General features: G+C 69.3%; 11 protein-coding genes and 1 pseudogene. 4 read left to right on the forward strand and 8 right to left on the reverse strand.

All coding sequences use genetic code 11. The features are described 5' to 3' along the window. Positions 1 to 258 precede the first annotated feature (258 nt). Both DFQ15_RS18050 and DFQ15_RS06375 read left to right on the forward strand, forming a co-directional pair. Positions 259 to 630: pseudogene (locus DFQ15_RS18050) on the forward strand (RNA recognition motif domain-containing protein); the annotation flags it as partial. Positions 631 to 879: 249 nt separating this feature from the next. After that, positions 880 to 1,467 (forward strand): RNA recognition motif domain-containing protein, encoded by a 588-nt coding sequence (locus tag DFQ15_RS06375; RefSeq protein ID WP_110465178.1) that lies wholly within the window; start codon positions 880 to 882, stop codon positions 1,465 to 1,467. Between the two features lie 165 nt (positions 1,468 to 1,632). Here DFQ15_RS06375 and DFQ15_RS06380 read toward each other — a convergent pair whose 3' ends face one another. From DFQ15_RS06380 to DFQ15_RS06395, 4 genes are all read right to left on the reverse strand, one after another. Continuing rightward, positions 1,633 to 2,436, reverse strand: a complete 804-nt coding sequence (locus tag DFQ15_RS06380; RefSeq protein WP_110465179.1) for an SDR family oxidoreductase — start codon at positions 2,434 to 2,436, stop codon at positions 1,633 to 1,635. Positions 2,437 to 2,566: 130 nt separating this feature from the next. After that, entirely contained in the window at positions 2,567 to 3,244 is a 678-nt protein-coding gene (gene lptC, locus DFQ15_RS06385) for an LPS export ABC transporter periplasmic protein LptC (protein ID WP_259292633.1), read from the reverse strand. Between the two features lie 22 nt (positions 3,245 to 3,266). Then, positions 3,267 to 3,863, reverse strand: coding sequence for a KdsC family phosphatase (locus DFQ15_RS06390; protein ID WP_110465180.1), 597 nt, complete (start codon positions 3,861 to 3,863; stop codon positions 3,267 to 3,269). A gap of 138 nt (positions 3,864 to 4,001) precedes the next feature. Next, the gene (locus DFQ15_RS06395) at positions 4,002 to 5,003 is read right to left on the reverse strand and encodes a KpsF/GutQ family sugar-phosphate isomerase (RefSeq protein WP_110465181.1); all 1,002 of its coding nucleotides are present in this window, start codon (positions 5,001 to 5,003) and stop codon (positions 4,002 to 4,004) included. 86 nt (positions 5,004 to 5,089) lie between these two features. Between DFQ15_RS06395 and DFQ15_RS06400 the strand changes: the two genes are divergently transcribed. Then, positions 5,090 to 7,078, forward strand: coding sequence for a monovalent cation:proton antiporter family protein (locus DFQ15_RS06400; RefSeq protein WP_110465182.1), 1,989 nt, complete (start codon positions 5,090 to 5,092; stop codon positions 7,076 to 7,078). A gap of 43 nt (positions 7,079 to 7,121) precedes the next feature. On the opposite strand, the gene DFQ15_RS18115 is transcribed toward DFQ15_RS06400, so the two are convergent. Further along, positions 7,122 to 9,758: an EAL domain-containing protein gene (locus tag DFQ15_RS18115; protein WP_110465183.1), complete on the reverse strand. Its 2,637-nt coding sequence runs from the start codon at positions 9,756 to 9,758 to the stop codon at positions 7,122 to 7,124. A gap of 148 nt (positions 9,759 to 9,906) precedes the next feature. Between DFQ15_RS18115 and DFQ15_RS06410 the strand changes: the two genes are divergently transcribed. Next, a complete protein-coding gene (locus tag DFQ15_RS06410; RefSeq protein ID WP_110465184.1) occupies positions 9,907 to 10,461 on the forward strand; it encodes an adenine phosphoribosyltransferase in 555 nt (184 codons plus the stop codon). Between the two features lie 61 nt (positions 10,462 to 10,522). Here the strand turns inward: DFQ15_RS06410 and DFQ15_RS06415 are convergent, their stop codons facing one another. From DFQ15_RS06415 to mqo, 3 genes are all read right to left on the reverse strand, one after another. After that, positions 10,523 to 11,029, reverse strand: coding sequence for a Crp/Fnr family transcriptional regulator (locus DFQ15_RS06415; RefSeq protein ID WP_110465185.1), 507 nt, complete (start codon positions 11,027 to 11,029; stop codon positions 10,523 to 10,525). Between the two features lie 116 nt (positions 11,030 to 11,145). Beyond that, positions 11,146 to 12,591: a tRNA uridine-5-carboxymethylaminomethyl(34) synthesis GTPase MnmE gene (mnmE, locus tag DFQ15_RS06420; RefSeq protein ID WP_110465186.1), complete on the reverse strand. Its 1,446-nt coding sequence runs from the start codon at positions 12,589 to 12,591 to the stop codon at positions 11,146 to 11,148. A gap of 116 nt (positions 12,592 to 12,707) precedes the next feature. Beyond that, a complete protein-coding gene (mqo, locus tag DFQ15_RS06425; protein WP_110465187.1) occupies positions 12,708 to 14,420 on the reverse strand; it encodes a malate dehydrogenase (quinone) in 1,713 nt (570 codons plus the stop codon). Positions 14,421 to 14,445 lie beyond the last annotated feature (25 nt).

Genomic DNA, 14,445 nt, shown 5'->3' on the forward strand with positions numbered 1-14,445 from the left:
GCCATCCCCGGATCCTCCAGAGCCGTCCGCCCGAACGATTCTGTAATTCATTGCGCACGCGGTGAAAACCCCGTATGAAACCGCCTCAAAGGTGGTAGGCAAACCGGAAATATCGCGCATAATTGGTGGGCATGGGTGCTTCCGGCACCCATGCCTCCTTGCGGTGTATGGTCAGTTTCGCGTCTTTGAAGTCGTCACTGGTTTGCTGATTGCGTTGCCTAGACTCCATCGCGTTTTGTTTTTTTGAGGAGTCCCGAGATGGGCAACAAACTTTACGTGGGCAATTTGCCCTACACCTTCCGTGACGAAGATCTGCAGCAGACCTTCAGCGAATTCGGCTCTGTCTCGAGCGCCAAGGTCATGATGGAACGTGACACCGGCCGCTCCAAGGGCTTCGGTTTCGTCGAAATGGGCAGCGACGCGGAAGCCCAGGCAGCGATCAACGGCACCAACGGCCAAGCCTTCGGCGGCCGCAACCTCGTCGTCAACGAAGCCCGTCCGATGGAGCCACGTCCTCCCCGTAGCGGTGGTGGCGGCTATGGCGGCGGCGGTGGTGGTTACGGCGGCGGCGGTGGTGGGGGCGGTTACGGTGGTGGGGGCGGTTACGGCGGTGGCGGCAGCCGCGGCGGATACTGAGTTCTCTACGAGCAGCGACACAATCGCACCACAAAAGGGCCTTCGGGCCTTTTTTCATGCATGGGCCAGGTTGCTATTTCGGTGGGGACATGCTTGCATTCGGCTGGAACTTCTGCGACATAATGACAGTGCAAGGGCCAGAAAACCTGTGCTTTCGTTGGTGATGCGTCGGTTTCGCGTAGTCGGTGTTGATTGCGTTTTCGGGACTCCATCGCTTTATCTTTGTTTTTGAGGACTCCCGTCATGGGCAACAAACTCTACGTCGGCAACCTGCCTTACTCCGTCCGCGACAGCGACCTCGAACAGGCCTTCGGTCAATTCGGGTCGGTCACTAGCGCCAAAGTCATGATGGAGCGGGAAACCGGACGCTCCAAAGGCTTCGGTTTCGTCGAAATGGGCAGCGACGACGAGGCCCAGGCCGCCATCAACGGCATGAACGGCCAGCCGCTCGGCGGCCGCGGTATCGTGGTGAACGAGGCCCGTCCGATGGAAGCCCGTCCTCCCCGCAGCGGCGGCGGCTATGGTGGTGGTGGCGGCGGTTATGGCGGCGGGAACGGTGGTGGTGGTAGCTACGGCGGTGGTGGTTATGGCGGCGGTGGCTACGGCGGCGGTGGTCGCAGTGGTGGCGGCGGCGGTGGATATGGCGGTGGCGCCGGTTACGGCGGCCGTGGCGGTGGCGGTGGCAGCAACGGCGGCCCTGGCGACGGCGGCTTCCGCAGCCCGTACGGCTCCGGTCCGCGTGGCGGCGGCGGTGGCCGCAGCGGTGGTGGCAATGGTGGCAATGGTGGCAATGGTGGCAATGGCGGCTACGGCGGTGGCGGCGGTTACTGACAGCCCTCCACCGGCAAAAGCAAAAAAGGTTCTGCGGGGCCTTTTTGCATGGCGACACCGGCCGGTGGAGACCGGCGCTCTACCGCGCTTGCCGAGCTGCGGCACGTGCTGCCGGTCAGCACGCCTGCCTGCGGTCGCATCGCTTGCCGATAGCCGATACCGAAACTAGCGCCCCGCCTCGCCCTGCCGGTGCTTGCGCGGACGACCCGCCAGCAACCGGTCGAACAGCGGGTTGGGCAGCACCCGCAGCAGCTTGGCCACCACTCCCATCTGCCACGGGATGACCCGGTAGCCGGCTCCCGCCTCGATAGTGCGGAACGCGCGGTCGGCAAAATCCGCCGGCTGCATCAGGAATGGCATGCCGTAGCGGTTGGCGCGAGTCAGCGGCGTGTCGATGTAGCCGGGGCAGATCGTCACCACCCGCACGCCGGTGCCGCGCAGTTCGCCCCGTAGGCTCTCGCAGTACGCGATCACCGCCGCCTTGCTGGCGCAATAGGCCGCATGGCCCGGCAACCCGCGGATGCCCGCCACGCTGCCGATCCCCACCAGCCGGCCCGGCGCCCCGCCCCGTCGAGCCCGCTCGGTCATCGCCGCGACGAACGGATGGAAGGTGGCGGCCAGCCCTGTGTTGTTGGTGGCGAAGGTGCGGGCCAGCACGTCGATATCGGCCCGGTCTGCGGTGTCTATGCCGACGCTGATGCCTGCGTTGGCGATCACCACCTGCGGCACGCCCTGCTGCGCCAGGCACTGCCGCCCGGCGGTGACGATGCTGTCGGGCACCGATACGTCGGCGCTATAAATACCATAGCTGCCAGCCGGCACTCCGCTTGCCCGGGCCCACGATTCGATCTCCGATGTGCGGCGTGCCGCCAGCGCCAGCCGCCAACCCGCCTGGAAGTAGCGCAGAGCCAGCGCCTGGCCGATGCCGCTGGAAGCGCCGGTTATGAATACGAGCCGGGCGTCGGTCATGGAAAAGGTCCGGGTGGGTGGAGGTCGGCCCGCGAGCGTACCAACCGCCGGTGCCGCCGGGAAGCCGTTCCTCACCATGTCGAAGAACCGCCGCGGACCGGCCGGTCCGCCACGGCGCCCGGCGGCGATCTCAGCGCTCGTGCCCCGGCGCGGGGGCGGTCGGGACGGCACGCGGCGTCGGCACCATGATGCCGCGGACCCGGCCGTGCAGGTTGGCCACCTGGTCGTAGTTGTCGTAGTCCATGCCGTCGCCGGTGAACTGGTCCTGGCCGCGGGTCAGCACCACCGGCTTGTGGGATTTCACCCGCTCGGTCTCGGTGAAGGCGTGCAGGAATTCGCTGCGGAACTGCATCTGCGGGACCGGCTGGCCCCGCGCGTCGGTGGTGGCCTCGCGGGTCACGACGGCGTTGCCGAAGAGCTGCACCTCCGAGCCGTCGCCGTTGCTGAGCGCGGTGTTGGCGGTGGCGACGGTCAGCTTGCCGTCCTTGCTGAACGAGCGGATCCGCGGCTTGTCGATTTCCAGCGTGTCGGTGTCGGGGTAGTGGCGACCCTCGGTGCCGAAAATCTCGCTGGTCAGCTTGCCGTCCTTGTCGAAGTTGCGGACGGCGAAGTCGCGCATGAAGTAGTCGGGCTCGTGGCGCACCGGCCGCTCGGGCTCGGCCACCGCGGGCGGCGGCGTGCTGCGTACCAGCCAATAGCTGCCGAGCGCCAACAGTCCCATCAGTAGCACCGGCAGGTAGATGGAGGCACGGTCGAGCGCGGTGCGCAGCGCGGCGACGGGCTTGAAGCTTCGGCGTGCCGCGTTCACCGGGCGGCCTCCGGCCGGCGCGTCAATGCGCGTACTCCTGCAGCAGGGCGTCGTAGCGGCCGGTGGCGGCCAGCAGCAGGTCGCAGCATTCGCGCACCGCGCCGTGGCCGGCGGTGGCCCGGGTCACGTGGTGGGCGACGGCCAGCAGCTCGACATGGGCGCCGCACGGTGCGCAGGCGAAGGCGGCGCGGCGCAGCACCGGCAGGTCGGGCCAGTCGTCGCCCATCGCCGCGGCCTGGTGCCAGCCCAGGCCGAGCGCTTCGAGCGTCGCCTGCGCCGCCGGCCGCTTGTCCTCGGTGCCGAAATGCGCATGCGCGATGCCGAGAGCCGCCAGCCGCGCCCGCAGCGGCCGCGAGTCCCGCGCGGTGACGACGGCCGGCACGATGCCCGCCCGCTGCAGCAGCTTCAGGCCGTGACCGTCGAGCGTGTTGAAGCGCTTGATCGTCTCACCTCCGCCGCGCGGATCGGCCTCGGGAAACTCGGTGAAGTACAGCCCCCCGTCGGTCAGCACGCCGTCCACGTCGAAGAAGGCGACCCGCACCTCCTGCGCCCGCAGCAGCAACTCGGGCGCCCAGCGCTGCGCTGGCGTGATCGGAGGCAAGGAATCGAGAGGGGGCATTGCGTGCATATCAGCCATGAACCGCCCAAAAGAGGCGCGGCATTCGTTTCAGGACGACCGCGGATCCGGCTCCGCCGGTCCGCCGGCCGTGCCCCCTGCAAGGGGGTGGGCGAAGACACGCAGTGCGCAGCCTGGGGGTCATATCACCTTCGCCCGCAGCAGGTCGCCGATGTGCGCCACGCCCACCAGCACGCCGTCGGCATCGGCCACCAGCACGCTGGTGATGCGGTGCTCTTCCATCCGTTCGGCGGCATCCACCGCCAGGGCGGTCGGGGCGATGGTGCGGGGCCGGGCGTGCATCACCTCGGCCGCGCTCAGCGCCCGCAGGTCGGCGCCGGTCTCCACCAGGCGGCGCAGGTCGCCGTCGGTGAAGACGCCCAGCACCCGGCGGTCGGCGTCGACCACCGCCGCGGCGCCCAGGCCCTTGGCGCTCATCTCGCGCATCAGCACCGCCAGCGGCGTGTCGGGCAGCACCGCGGGCACCGCGTCGCCGGTGCGCATCACGTCCGATACGTGGGTCAGCAGCTTGCGGCCCAGCGCGCCACCCGGGTGGGAGCGCGCGAAATCCTCGGCCCTGAAGCCGCGCGCCTCCAGCAGCACGACCGCCAGGGCGTCGCCGAGGGCGGCCTGCGCGGTGGTGCTGGCGGTCGGCGCCAGGTTGAGCGGGCAGGCTTCTTTCTCGACGCCGCTGTCGAGCACCCAGTCGGCATGCCGGGCCAGGGTGGAGCCCAGGCCGCCGGTCATCGCGACCAGGGGCGTGCCCATGCGCTTGACCACCGGCAGGATGCCCGCCAGCTCGGCCACCTCGCCGCTGTTGGAGATGGCCAGCACCACGTCCTGGCCGGTGATCATGCCCAGGTCGCCGTGATTGGCTTCGGCCGGATGCACGAACATCGCCGGCGTGCCGGTCGAGGCGAGCGTCGCCGCGATCTTGCGGCCGATGTGGCCGCTCTTGCCCATGCCCATCACCACCACACGGCCGGTGCACCGCAGCACCAGCTGCACCACCTGCGGAAAATGCTCGCCCAGACGCGCCTTCAGCCCGGTGACGGCCGCGGCTTCGATGTCGAGGGTGTCGCGGGCCAGGCGCAGCGCCGCGTCGGCATCGAAGGCGAGCAGGGACGGGACGGCAGAAGTCATCCGCCCCATTTTATCGGCCGGGTTCTTGCGCCATGTTTCGGCGCGCCGGGAGACCCGGGCCGGCACCGTGCTTGCTAGCATCCGGCATGTCGTCGCTCGCCCTCACCCTGCTCTACCTGCTGGCCGCCGTGGTGGGCGTGGTGGCGTGCCGCAGCCTCAAGCTGCCGCCGATGCTGGGCTACCTGGCCGCGGGCGTGCTGATCGGGCCGCACGCGCTGGCCCTGGCGCAGAACTCCGAGGGCGTACGCCACCTGGGCGAATTCGGCGTGGTGTTCCTGATGTTCGCCATCGGCCTGGAGTTCAGCCTGCCCAAGCTGCGGGCGATGCGCCGCCACGTGTTCGGCCTGGGGCTGGCGCAGGTGGCGCTGACGATGGCGGTGGCCATCGGCGGCATCCTGCTGCTGGCGTTGTGGGTGCCGGCGCCCTGGCGCGTGGGCTGGCAGACCGCGGTGGCGCTGGCCGGCGCGCTGGCGATGAGCAGCACCGCGATCGTCGTCAAGCTGATGGCCGAGCGGCTGGAGCTGGAGACCGAACACGGCAAGCGTGTGATGGGCATCCTGCTGTTCCAGGACCTGGCGGTGGTGCCGCTGCTGGTGCTGATCCCGGCGCTGGGCTCGTCGCCCGAGCGGCTGCTGATCGAGGTCGGTATCGCGACGGCCAAGGCCACCGTGCTGGTCACGCTGCTGCTGGTGGGCGGCCAGCGGATGATGCGCTGGTGGCTCACCATCGTGGCGCGGCGGCGCAGCGAGGAGCTGTTCATGCTCAACCTGCTGCTGATCACTCTGGGCCTGGCCTGGATCACCGAGAGTGCGGGCCTCTCGCTGGCGCTAGGCGCGTTCGTGGCCGGCATGCTGGTGTCCGAGACCGAGTTCAAGCACCAGGTCGAGTCCGACATCCGGCCGTTCCACGACGTGCTGCTGGGCCTCTTCTTCATCACCATCGGGATGATGCTCGACTGGCACATCCTGCTCGACCGCTGGGGCGTCGTGCTGGCGCTGCTGCTGATTCCGCTGGCGCTGAAGCTGGCGCTGATCACGCTGCTGGCGCGGTGGCTTGGCGCATCGGCCGGGGTGTCGCTGCGCACCGGCCTGTACCTGGCGCAGGCGGGCGAGTTCGGCTTCGTGCTGCTGTCGCTGGCGCAGGACCGCGACCTGGTCTCGCCCGAACTGCTGAACCCGGTTCTGGCTTCCATGGTGCTGTCGATGCTGACCGCGCCGTTCCTGATCCAGCACAGCAACCGCATCGTGATGAAGCTGGTCTCGAGCGAATGGCTGCAGCAGTCGCTGCAGATGACCAGCATCGCCCGCAAGTCGATCAACGCCAACAAGCACGTGATCATCTGCGGCTACGGCCGCTGCGGCCAGAACCTGGCGCGGATGCTGGAGCGGGAGGGCATCGCCTCGATCGCGCTCGACCTCGACCCCGACCGAGTGCGCCAGGCCGCCGCCGCCGGCGATGCGGTGGCCTTCGGCGACGCCACCCGGCTGCAGGCGCTGATGGCCGCCGGGCTGGCCCGCGCCAGCGCGGTGGTGATCACCTACCTGGACGTGAACGGTGCGCTGCGCATCTTGGAACATGCCCGTACCCATGCACCGCAGGTGCCGGTGGTCGTGCGCACCCAGGACGACCACGACCTGGAACGGCTGCAGCAGGCCGGCGCCACCGAGGTGGTGCCCGAGGCGATCGAAGGGTCGCTGATGCTGGCAAGCCACGCGCTGGCCCTTGTGGGCGTGCCGATGCGCCGGGTGATCCGGGTGGTGCAGGACCAGCGCGACGCGCGCTACGACCTGCTGCGTGGCTATTTCCACGGTGCGGACGACGACGGCGCCCACGACCGCGACACGGAGCGCCTCGCGCCCTGCACCCTGCCGGACGACGTGGCCGCTGTCGGCCGCCTGCTGGGCGCGGTGGCGCTGGAGACGGTGGGCGTTCGTGTGGTCGGCATCCGCCGCGCCGACGGCCACACCGTGGTGCCCGCTGCCGACACCCCGGTGCAGGCGGGCGACACCCTGGTCCTGTCGGGCCGGCCGCAGGCGCTGGCCCTGGCCGAAGAGCTGCTGCTGCGGCGGCGCTGAACCGGCCGCGCGATCGAGCCGCGCGGCAGGCTCTCCCACACCTTCAGGTCCAGAACTTCTCCAGCGCCGCCACCGGTGCCGGCCGGCCGAACAGGTAGCCCTGCAGGTACTCGCAGCCGCTGGCCAGCAGGTAGTCGCGCTGGCCTTCGGTCTCCACACCCTCGGCCACCACCCGCAGGCCCAGGCTGCGGGCCAGCCGCACGATGGTGCCGGCGATGGCCGCGTCGTGCGGATCGGTGAGGATGCCGCACACGAACGACTGGTCGATCTTGAGCGTGTCGAGCGGCAGCCGCTTCAGGTAGCTGAGCGACGAATACCCGGTACCGAAATCGTCCAGCGCCAGCGCGATGCCCACCGTCTTCAACGCCAGCATCTTCGCCACCGTGTCCTGAACGTCGTGCAGCAGCAGGCTCTCGGTCAGCTCCAGCTTCAGGCGGCGCGGGTCGGCGCCGGCGCGCTCCACCGTCTCGATCAGCTGCTGCACGAAGTGCGGATGCCGGAATTCGCAGGCGCTGACGTTCACCGCGATCGTCAGCTGCCGGGTGCGCGCGTCCTGTTCCCACACCACCAACTGGCGGCAGGCTTCCTCCACCACCTGGCGGCCCAGCATCACGATCAGGCCGGTCTGCTCGGCCACCGGGATGAAGTCGGCCGGCGACACCATGCCGCGCTGCGGATGCGGCCAGCGCACCAGCGCCTCCACCCCCACCAGAGCGCCCGCGCGGTCGACCACCGGCTGGTAGACCAGCACCAGCGCCCGCTGGGCCAGCGCCTGCCGCAGGTCGGACTCGAGCCGCAGCCGCTTCGATACAGCCTCGAGCATCTTCGGATCGAAGAAGCTGCAGGTGTTGCGGCCCGACGCCTTGGATTCGTACATCGCCAGGTCGGCGCGCTTGAGCAGTTCGTCGACCGGCAGCAGATGGTCCTGGAACAGCACGATGCCGATGCTGGGCGTGCAGAGCACGTCGGCCTGGTCGGCCGCATGCGGCATGCGCAGCGACTGCAGCACCGCCTGCGCCATCGCCTCGGCCTGCTGCCGGGCATGGGCCAGATCGCTCGACAGGCCCTCCAGCAACAGCACGAATTCGTCGCCGCCCAGCCGGGCCACGGTGTCGTGCGGCCGCGCGCAGCCGCGCAGCCGCTGCGCCACCTGCTGCAGCAGCTGGTCGCCGAACTCGTGGCCCAGGGTGTCGTTGAGGTCCTTGAAGTTGTCCAGATCCAGCAGCAGTACCGCGCCCGAGCGCCCCAGCTGCGAACTGTCTGCCAGCGCCTGCTGCAGCCGGTCGATCATGCTGCGCCGATTGGGCAGGCCGGTCAGTTCGTCCTGGAACGCCAACTGCTCGATCCGCGCATCGGCCTTCTTGCGATCGGTGATGTTGCGGCCGATGCCGCGGTAGCCCACGAAGGCGCCGTCTGGCCCGTGTACCGGCGTGCCGCTGATCGAGATCCAGTGCGGCATGCCGTCTTCGCCCTCGACCGCCATCTCGAAATCCTGGAACACCTCGTGCGATTCCATCTGCTGGCGCAGCGCCCGGCGGCGCGTCTCGCTCACCCTGATCGCGGGCAGCTCCCAGGCGCTCAACCCCTGGTAGGCCCGGCCGTTGGTGCCGGTGCTGCGCAGAATGCCGCCGTCGATGCGGGTCATGCGCAGCTGCGCGTCCTGCTCCCAGTACCAGTCGGACGAAAGTTCGCTCAGCCGGCGCCAGCGCGCCTCGCTCTCGCGCAGGCCCAGCTCGGCGATCACCCGCTCCGACTGCGCCCGACGCGCCTCCACCAGCTGGCCGACGGTGATCACCAGCGGCTGCAGGAAATCGACATCGTCCTGGTCGTAGCCGCCCTGCCGGTTGGCCACGCCGACGAAGGCCACCAGCCGCCCCGACGCATGCACCGGCAGGCCCAGGAACGCGTCGAGCGGCGCATGGCCCGGCGGCAGGCCGCCGCTGCGCGGATCGCTCGGCGGTGTGTTGGAGATCACCGCCTCGCCGGTCACCAGCGCCGCGCCGAAGAGCGTGTCGAGGTTGTTGAACAGCATGCCGGTCTGGGCATGCCGCGCCACGGCCGCGCGGGTGGGGTCGTCCCAGCTGATGTCGGTGAGCGCGTAGCAGCGCAGATAGGGCTTGTCCTGCAGGTCGTACAGCACCTCGGCGATCAGGCCGTAGCCGCTACGGGTGAGTTGCAGGAAATCCTCCAGCAGCGCGTCGAAGGCGGCTCCCGGAGCATCGGCCACCAGGAAGTTGGAGTGCGCCCTCAGGATCGCCTGCAGCAGCTGGTTCTGCCGGGCCACCCGCTCGTTGACCCGCACGGAGCGTGTCTGTGCCTGGCGCCGTGCGACCGCGGTGCCCACCTGGTGGGCCAGCACGTCGAGGTAGCCCCCGCTGCCGTCGAAGACCAGATAGTCGTCGAAACCGTGGTCGAGCGCCCGCGCCGCCACCGCCTCGTCGCCCTCTTCCACCCCGATCAACAGCGCGGCATCGGGTGCGGCCGCCGCCAGGTCGAAGGCGCTGCCGTCGGGCAGCAGATGGCGCACCACCACCGCCTCGACCGGGCCCGCCGCCAGCACCTCCCGCGCGGCGGCCAGGTTCACCGCCGTGCGTACCACCGCGCCCGCCGGACCCAGGGCGTGGTCCAGCCGGGCCGCGCGTGCCAGTTCGTTCTCAATCACCAGAACCGTATACGCCATCGTGTGCAGGAGAAGGCTGAACGTGGGCCCCGAGAGGGACAATCCACCAATCATTATGAGCGCGCCGGCGATGATTTGTAATTTTATCCGGCTTAACTTTACAACCACCGAATTCCACAGCGGTCGTGTCCCGGCCGATGACCCATCCATGCACGATCTGCACGTCCACGACTACCTCCGCCGCCATATTCGAACCGTGCCCGACTGGCCCGCGCCGGGCGTACAGTTTCGTGACATCACCCCGCTGCTGCAGGATCCGAAGGTGTTCCGGGTACTGGTCGACGCCTTCGTGCACCGCTACATGGACCGGGCGATGCGCCCCGACGTGGTGGCCGGCCTGGACGCGCGAGGCTTCATCCTGGGCGCCGTGATCGCCTACGAGCTCAACATAGGCTTCGTGCCGATCCGCAAGAAGGGCAAGCTGCCCTTCACCACCGTCGCCGAGACCTACGAACTGGAATACGGCAGCGCCACCGTCGAGCTGCATGCGGACGCGGTCCAGCCCGGCGACCGGGTGTTGCTGGTCGACGACCTGATCGCCACCGGCGGCACCATGATGGCGGGCAAGAACCTGCTGGAGCGCCTGGGCGCGGTGGTGCTCGAGGGCGCCGCGATCGTCGACCTGCCACAGCTGGGCGGTTCCGACCGGCTGCGCGCCGCCGGCCTGCCGCTGTTCACTCTGGTGGATTTCAACGCCGGCTGATGGGCCTGCCACCCGGCCACCGGCGCAGGAAGGGCGCCCCGCGTCGCCAGCAGCGCGCCACTCAGGTGGCCGCGACGCGGCGGCGGCGGTTGGCCAGCCGCTTGGCCAGCACGCCGCCGGCGGCCAGCGACAGGTTCAAGGCCACGCCCGGCTGGCGGTGCGTCAGCTCCGAGAACCGCATTGGCGACAGGCCCCAGAGCATGCATGCGCTGCCGGCCTGCACCGTGGCGCTGCGCGGTCGGTGCGAGAAGAAAGCGCCCTCGCCCACCACAGAGCCCGGCCCGACGATCGCCAGCCGCAGCCGACCCTGGGCGTCTTCCACATGCACGCTCAGGCTGCCCCGTTCGACAAAGTACAGCGTGCGGTCGGCCGAGCCTTCGGTGAACAGCACCTGGCTCTGTGCGAGCCTGCAGACCTGCAGGTAAGGCGCCAGCACCCGCCAGTCGGCCGCGCTCAACAAATTCACCATCGCATCGTCACCCGGTGCCGACTCGATCGCGCCGATCAGGCCCTCCAGCTCGAAATCGGCCGAGCCAGCGGGAAAAACGGCGTGGAGACTCGCATTCATGGTGGGGCACGGTAACGGTCTGCGGGATTACCCACAAGAGCGCATTACGCCGGGTTACAGATGGCGGATCGCCGGTACTTCTGTAGAAACGACCGGTGGTGCCATCCCCGGCGCCGTTACTTACCGATACAAAAACGCGAGAAGATGACGCCCAGCAGGTCGTCGGCACCGAATGCGCCGGTGATCGCGTTCAGCGCGTTCTGGGCAAGCCGTAATTCCTCGGCAAGCAGGTCCAGCGCCCCCGCCTGCGCGGCCGAGTGAGCGGCCGCCTCCGTCAGGTGGCCACCCACCTGTCGCAGCGCCTGCACATGCCGCTCGCGCGCCAAGTAGAGGCCCTCGGGCGCCGACTGCCAACCGGCGATCTGCAGCAGGCGCCGGCGCAAGGCGTCCAGACCCTCGCCAGTGAGGGCCGAGACGCGCAGCATGTCGTCGGCCGCGGGCGAGGCGGCGCCTTCCGGCACCGGCAGCGTATCGCCCGGGTCAGCCGCATCCACCTTGTTCCACAGGTGCAGCACCGGCACCTTTTCCGACACCTTCGTGGCCATGGCCGACGCCACGAGCCGGTCTCCAGCTATGTAATCGATAGCATCGACCCGGGTCAGGTCGTGCAGGAACAGCACCGCATCGGCCTTGGCGATCTCGTTCCAGGCGCGGGCGATGCCGATCCGCTCCACCGCGTCGTCGCTGTCGCGCAGGCCGGCGGTATCGACCACGTGCACCGGCACGCCTTCGATCTGGATCGTCTGCGCCACCTTGTCGCGGGTGGTGCCGGCGATCGGGGTGACGATGGCCAGTTCGGCCCCGGCGAGCGCGTTGAGCAACGAGGACTTGCCCGCATTGGGCTGCCCGGCGATCACCACCGTGATGCCTTCGCGCAGCAGCGCGCCCTGCCGCGCCCGCTGCAGCACCTGCGACAGCGTCTGCTCCAGTTTCGATAGCTGACCGTCGGCGTCCGCCTTGCGCAGGAAGTCGATTTCTTCCTCGGGAAAGTCCAGCGTAGCCTCGACCAGCATCCGCAGGTGGACCAGCGCGTCGCGCAGCGCCCCGATCTCGGCAGAGAACGCGCCGGCCAGCGAGCGGCTGGCGCTGCGGGCCGCGGCCTCGGTGCTGGCGTCGATCAGGTCGGCCACCGCTTCGGCCTGCGCCAGGTCGAGCTTGTCGTTGAGAAAGGCCCGCTCGGTGAATTCGCCGGGCCGCGCGAGCCGCAGGCGCGGCAGGCGCGGCCGGCCGGTCGCCGGATCGGTCTCGGCCGCGGCCTCCAGGCAGCGGGCCAGCAGCAGCTGCAGCACCACCGGACCGCCGTGGGCCTGCAGCTCCAGCACATGCTCGGCGGTATAGGAATGCGGCGCCGCGAACCGCAGCGCGATGCCCTGGTCGATCGGCTGGCCAGCCGCGTCGCGAAACGGCACGTAGCAGGCCTCGCGCGCCGGCAGCGCCCGGCCGCAGAGCGCCCGGGCCAGCGCGTCCAGGTCGGCACCGCTGCTGATCCGCACGATGCCCACCCCGCCCCGGCCCGGAGCGGTGGCGATGGCGGCGATGGGGTCGTGGCGGTGGTCGTACATGGGTCGATTCTCGGCGAGGCCATGAAAAAGCCCCACGCTGCGAGAGGCAAGGTGGGGCGTGGTGCGGGCGCACGGCAAACGAAGGCCGGGCCCCGTCCGCTGCTGGCAGGCTGCGGTCAGAGCGCCTGCATTTCCTTGTTCCGCGAACGGCCGGCCGGCACAGGGGCAGGAGGCGCCGGCACCACGGCGGGCGCGGGCGCGACCGCGGCCTGGGTGGCCACGTCGGCCGGAACGTCCAGGTACGGCAGTTCGAGTGCGGTGCTGGTCATCCGGCGGATCTCGTTGGTGAGCGCCGGCGTGTCGTTGATCCTGCGGCCGTAGGACGGCACGATCTGCCGCAGGCGCGGCTTCCAGCCCGCATCGGTCATCTGCTGCGGGAAGGCCTTGGTCATCAGGTTGATCATGATGTGCGGCGCGGTGGAGGCCCCCGGCGAGGCACCCAGCAGCGCGGCGATGGTGCCGTCCTTGTCGGAGACGATCTCGGTGCCGAACTGCAGCACCGCGCCTTCCTTCGGGTCGCGCTTGATGACCTGCACCCGCTGGCCGGCCACGGCCAGGCGCCAGTCTTCCCGCTTGGCGTTGGGGAAATACTCCGCCAGCGCGCGCTGGCGATCGTCGTCCGACAGCACCGCCTGCTGCACCAGGTACTTCACCAGGTCCAGGTTGTGGATGCCGACGCGCAGCATGCCGCCCAGGTTGTCGTGGTTGACCGACGAGAACAGGTCGAACCACGAGCCCTGCTTCAGGAACTTGGTCGATTGCAGCGCGAAGGGGCCGAAAAGCACCACGTCCTTTCCGTCGAGCTTGCGGGCGTCGAGGTGGGGCACCGACATCGGCGGCGAACCTTCCGCGGCCTTGCCGTAGGCTTTGACCGTGTGACGCGCGGTGAGCGCCGGGTTCTCGATGGTGAGCCATTCGCCGCCGACCGGGAAACCGGCATAGTCGCGCGCTTCGGGAATGCCCGAAGCCTGGAGCATCTTCAGCGCCGCACCGCCCGCGCCCACGAAGACGAACTTGGCCTTGACCGTTTTTTCCTTGGCGCCGTCGGCCAGGTCGGCGACGGTCACGTTCCAGGTCTTGTCGTCGTTCTGGCGCAGTGCGCGCACCTCGTGCTGCAGGGTGAGTTTGAAGTTGGGCGACTGCTGCAGGCTGCGCACCAGCTGGTTGGTGACGCTGCCGAAGTCGACGTCTGTGCCCAGCGGCATGTAGGTGGCGGCCACCTTCTGCCGAGGGTCGCGTCCCTCGATCAGCAGCGGCGCCCACTGGGCGATCCTGGCCTGGTCCTCGGTGTACTCCATGCCGTAGAAGAGCGGGTTCTTCGTCAGCGCGGCATGGCGTTTCTTCAGGTATTGGATGTTGGCGTCGCCCCAAACGAAGCTCATGTGCGGCGTGGCGTTCACGAAGGTCGCGGGCTTCTGCATGTGGCCCCGGCCGATCTGGTGGGCCCAGAACTGGCGCGAGATCTCGAACTGTTCGGCGATCGCCACGGCGCGCTGGGTCTCGATCGAGCCGTCGGGCAGCTCGGGCGTGTAGTTCAGCTCGGCGAAGCCCGAATGGCCGGTGCCGGCGTTGTTCCAGCCGTTGGAGCTTTCCAGCGCCACGCCGTCGAGGCGCTCGAACACCTCGATCTTCCAGTCGGGCTGCAGCTCCTGCAGGTAGGTGGCGAGCGTGGCGCTCATCACGCCGGCGCCGACCAGCACCACATCGACGGGCTGCTCGTTTTCGGCGGCGGGCACCGAGCGGGGGAAGAGCGGCCAGTAAAGGAACAGTACCGCCGCGACGACCAGCGCCATGACAGCGCCGGTCGAGACCTTGATCGACTTTTTCATATTTCGGGAGTTGGAGAGCTGCGGA

The organism is Xylophilus ampelinus, from assembly GCF_003217575.1.
Classification (GTDB): Bacteria; Pseudomonadota; Gammaproteobacteria; order Burkholderiales; family Burkholderiaceae_C; genus Xylophilus; species Xylophilus ampelinus.

What these genes read in the sequence shown, in the direction of transcription:
- mnmE (WP_110465186.1), bottom strand. Translation starts at nt 12,591, where the DNA reads ATGTACGACCACCGCCACGACCCCATCGCCGCCATCGCCACCGCTCCG.
- DFQ15_RS06375 (WP_110465178.1), top strand. Translation starts at nt 880, where the DNA reads ATGGGCAACAAACTCTACGTCGGCAACCTGCCTTACTCCGTCCGCGAC.
- DFQ15_RS06395 (WP_110465181.1), bottom strand. Translation starts at nt 5,003, where the DNA reads ATGACTTCTGCCGTCCCGTCCCTGCTCGCCTTCGATGCCGACGCGGCG.
- DFQ15_RS06415 (WP_110465185.1), bottom strand. Translation starts at nt 11,029, where the DNA reads ATGAATGCGAGTCTCCACGCCGTTTTTCCCGCTGGCTCGGCCGATTTC.
- DFQ15_RS18115 (WP_110465183.1), bottom strand. Translation starts at nt 9,758, where the DNA reads ATGGCGTATACGGTTCTGGTGATTGAGAACGAACTGGCACGCGCGGCC.
- DFQ15_RS06400 (WP_110465182.1), top strand. Translation starts at nt 5,090, where the DNA reads ATGTCGTCGCTCGCCCTCACCCTGCTCTACCTGCTGGCCGCCGTGGTG.
- mqo (WP_110465187.1), bottom strand. Translation starts at nt 14,420, where the DNA reads ATGAAAAAGTCGATCAAGGTCTCGACCGGCGCTGTCATGGCGCTGGTC.
- DFQ15_RS06380 (WP_110465179.1), bottom strand. Translation starts at nt 2,436, where the DNA reads ATGACCGACGCCCGGCTCGTATTCATAACCGGCGCTTCCAGCGGCATC.
- DFQ15_RS06390 (WP_110465180.1), bottom strand. Translation starts at nt 3,863, where the DNA reads ATGCCCCCTCTCGATTCCTTGCCTCCGATCACGCCAGCGCAGCGCTGG.
- DFQ15_RS06410 (WP_110465184.1), top strand. Translation starts at nt 9,907, where the DNA reads ATGCACGATCTGCACGTCCACGACTACCTCCGCCGCCATATTCGAACC.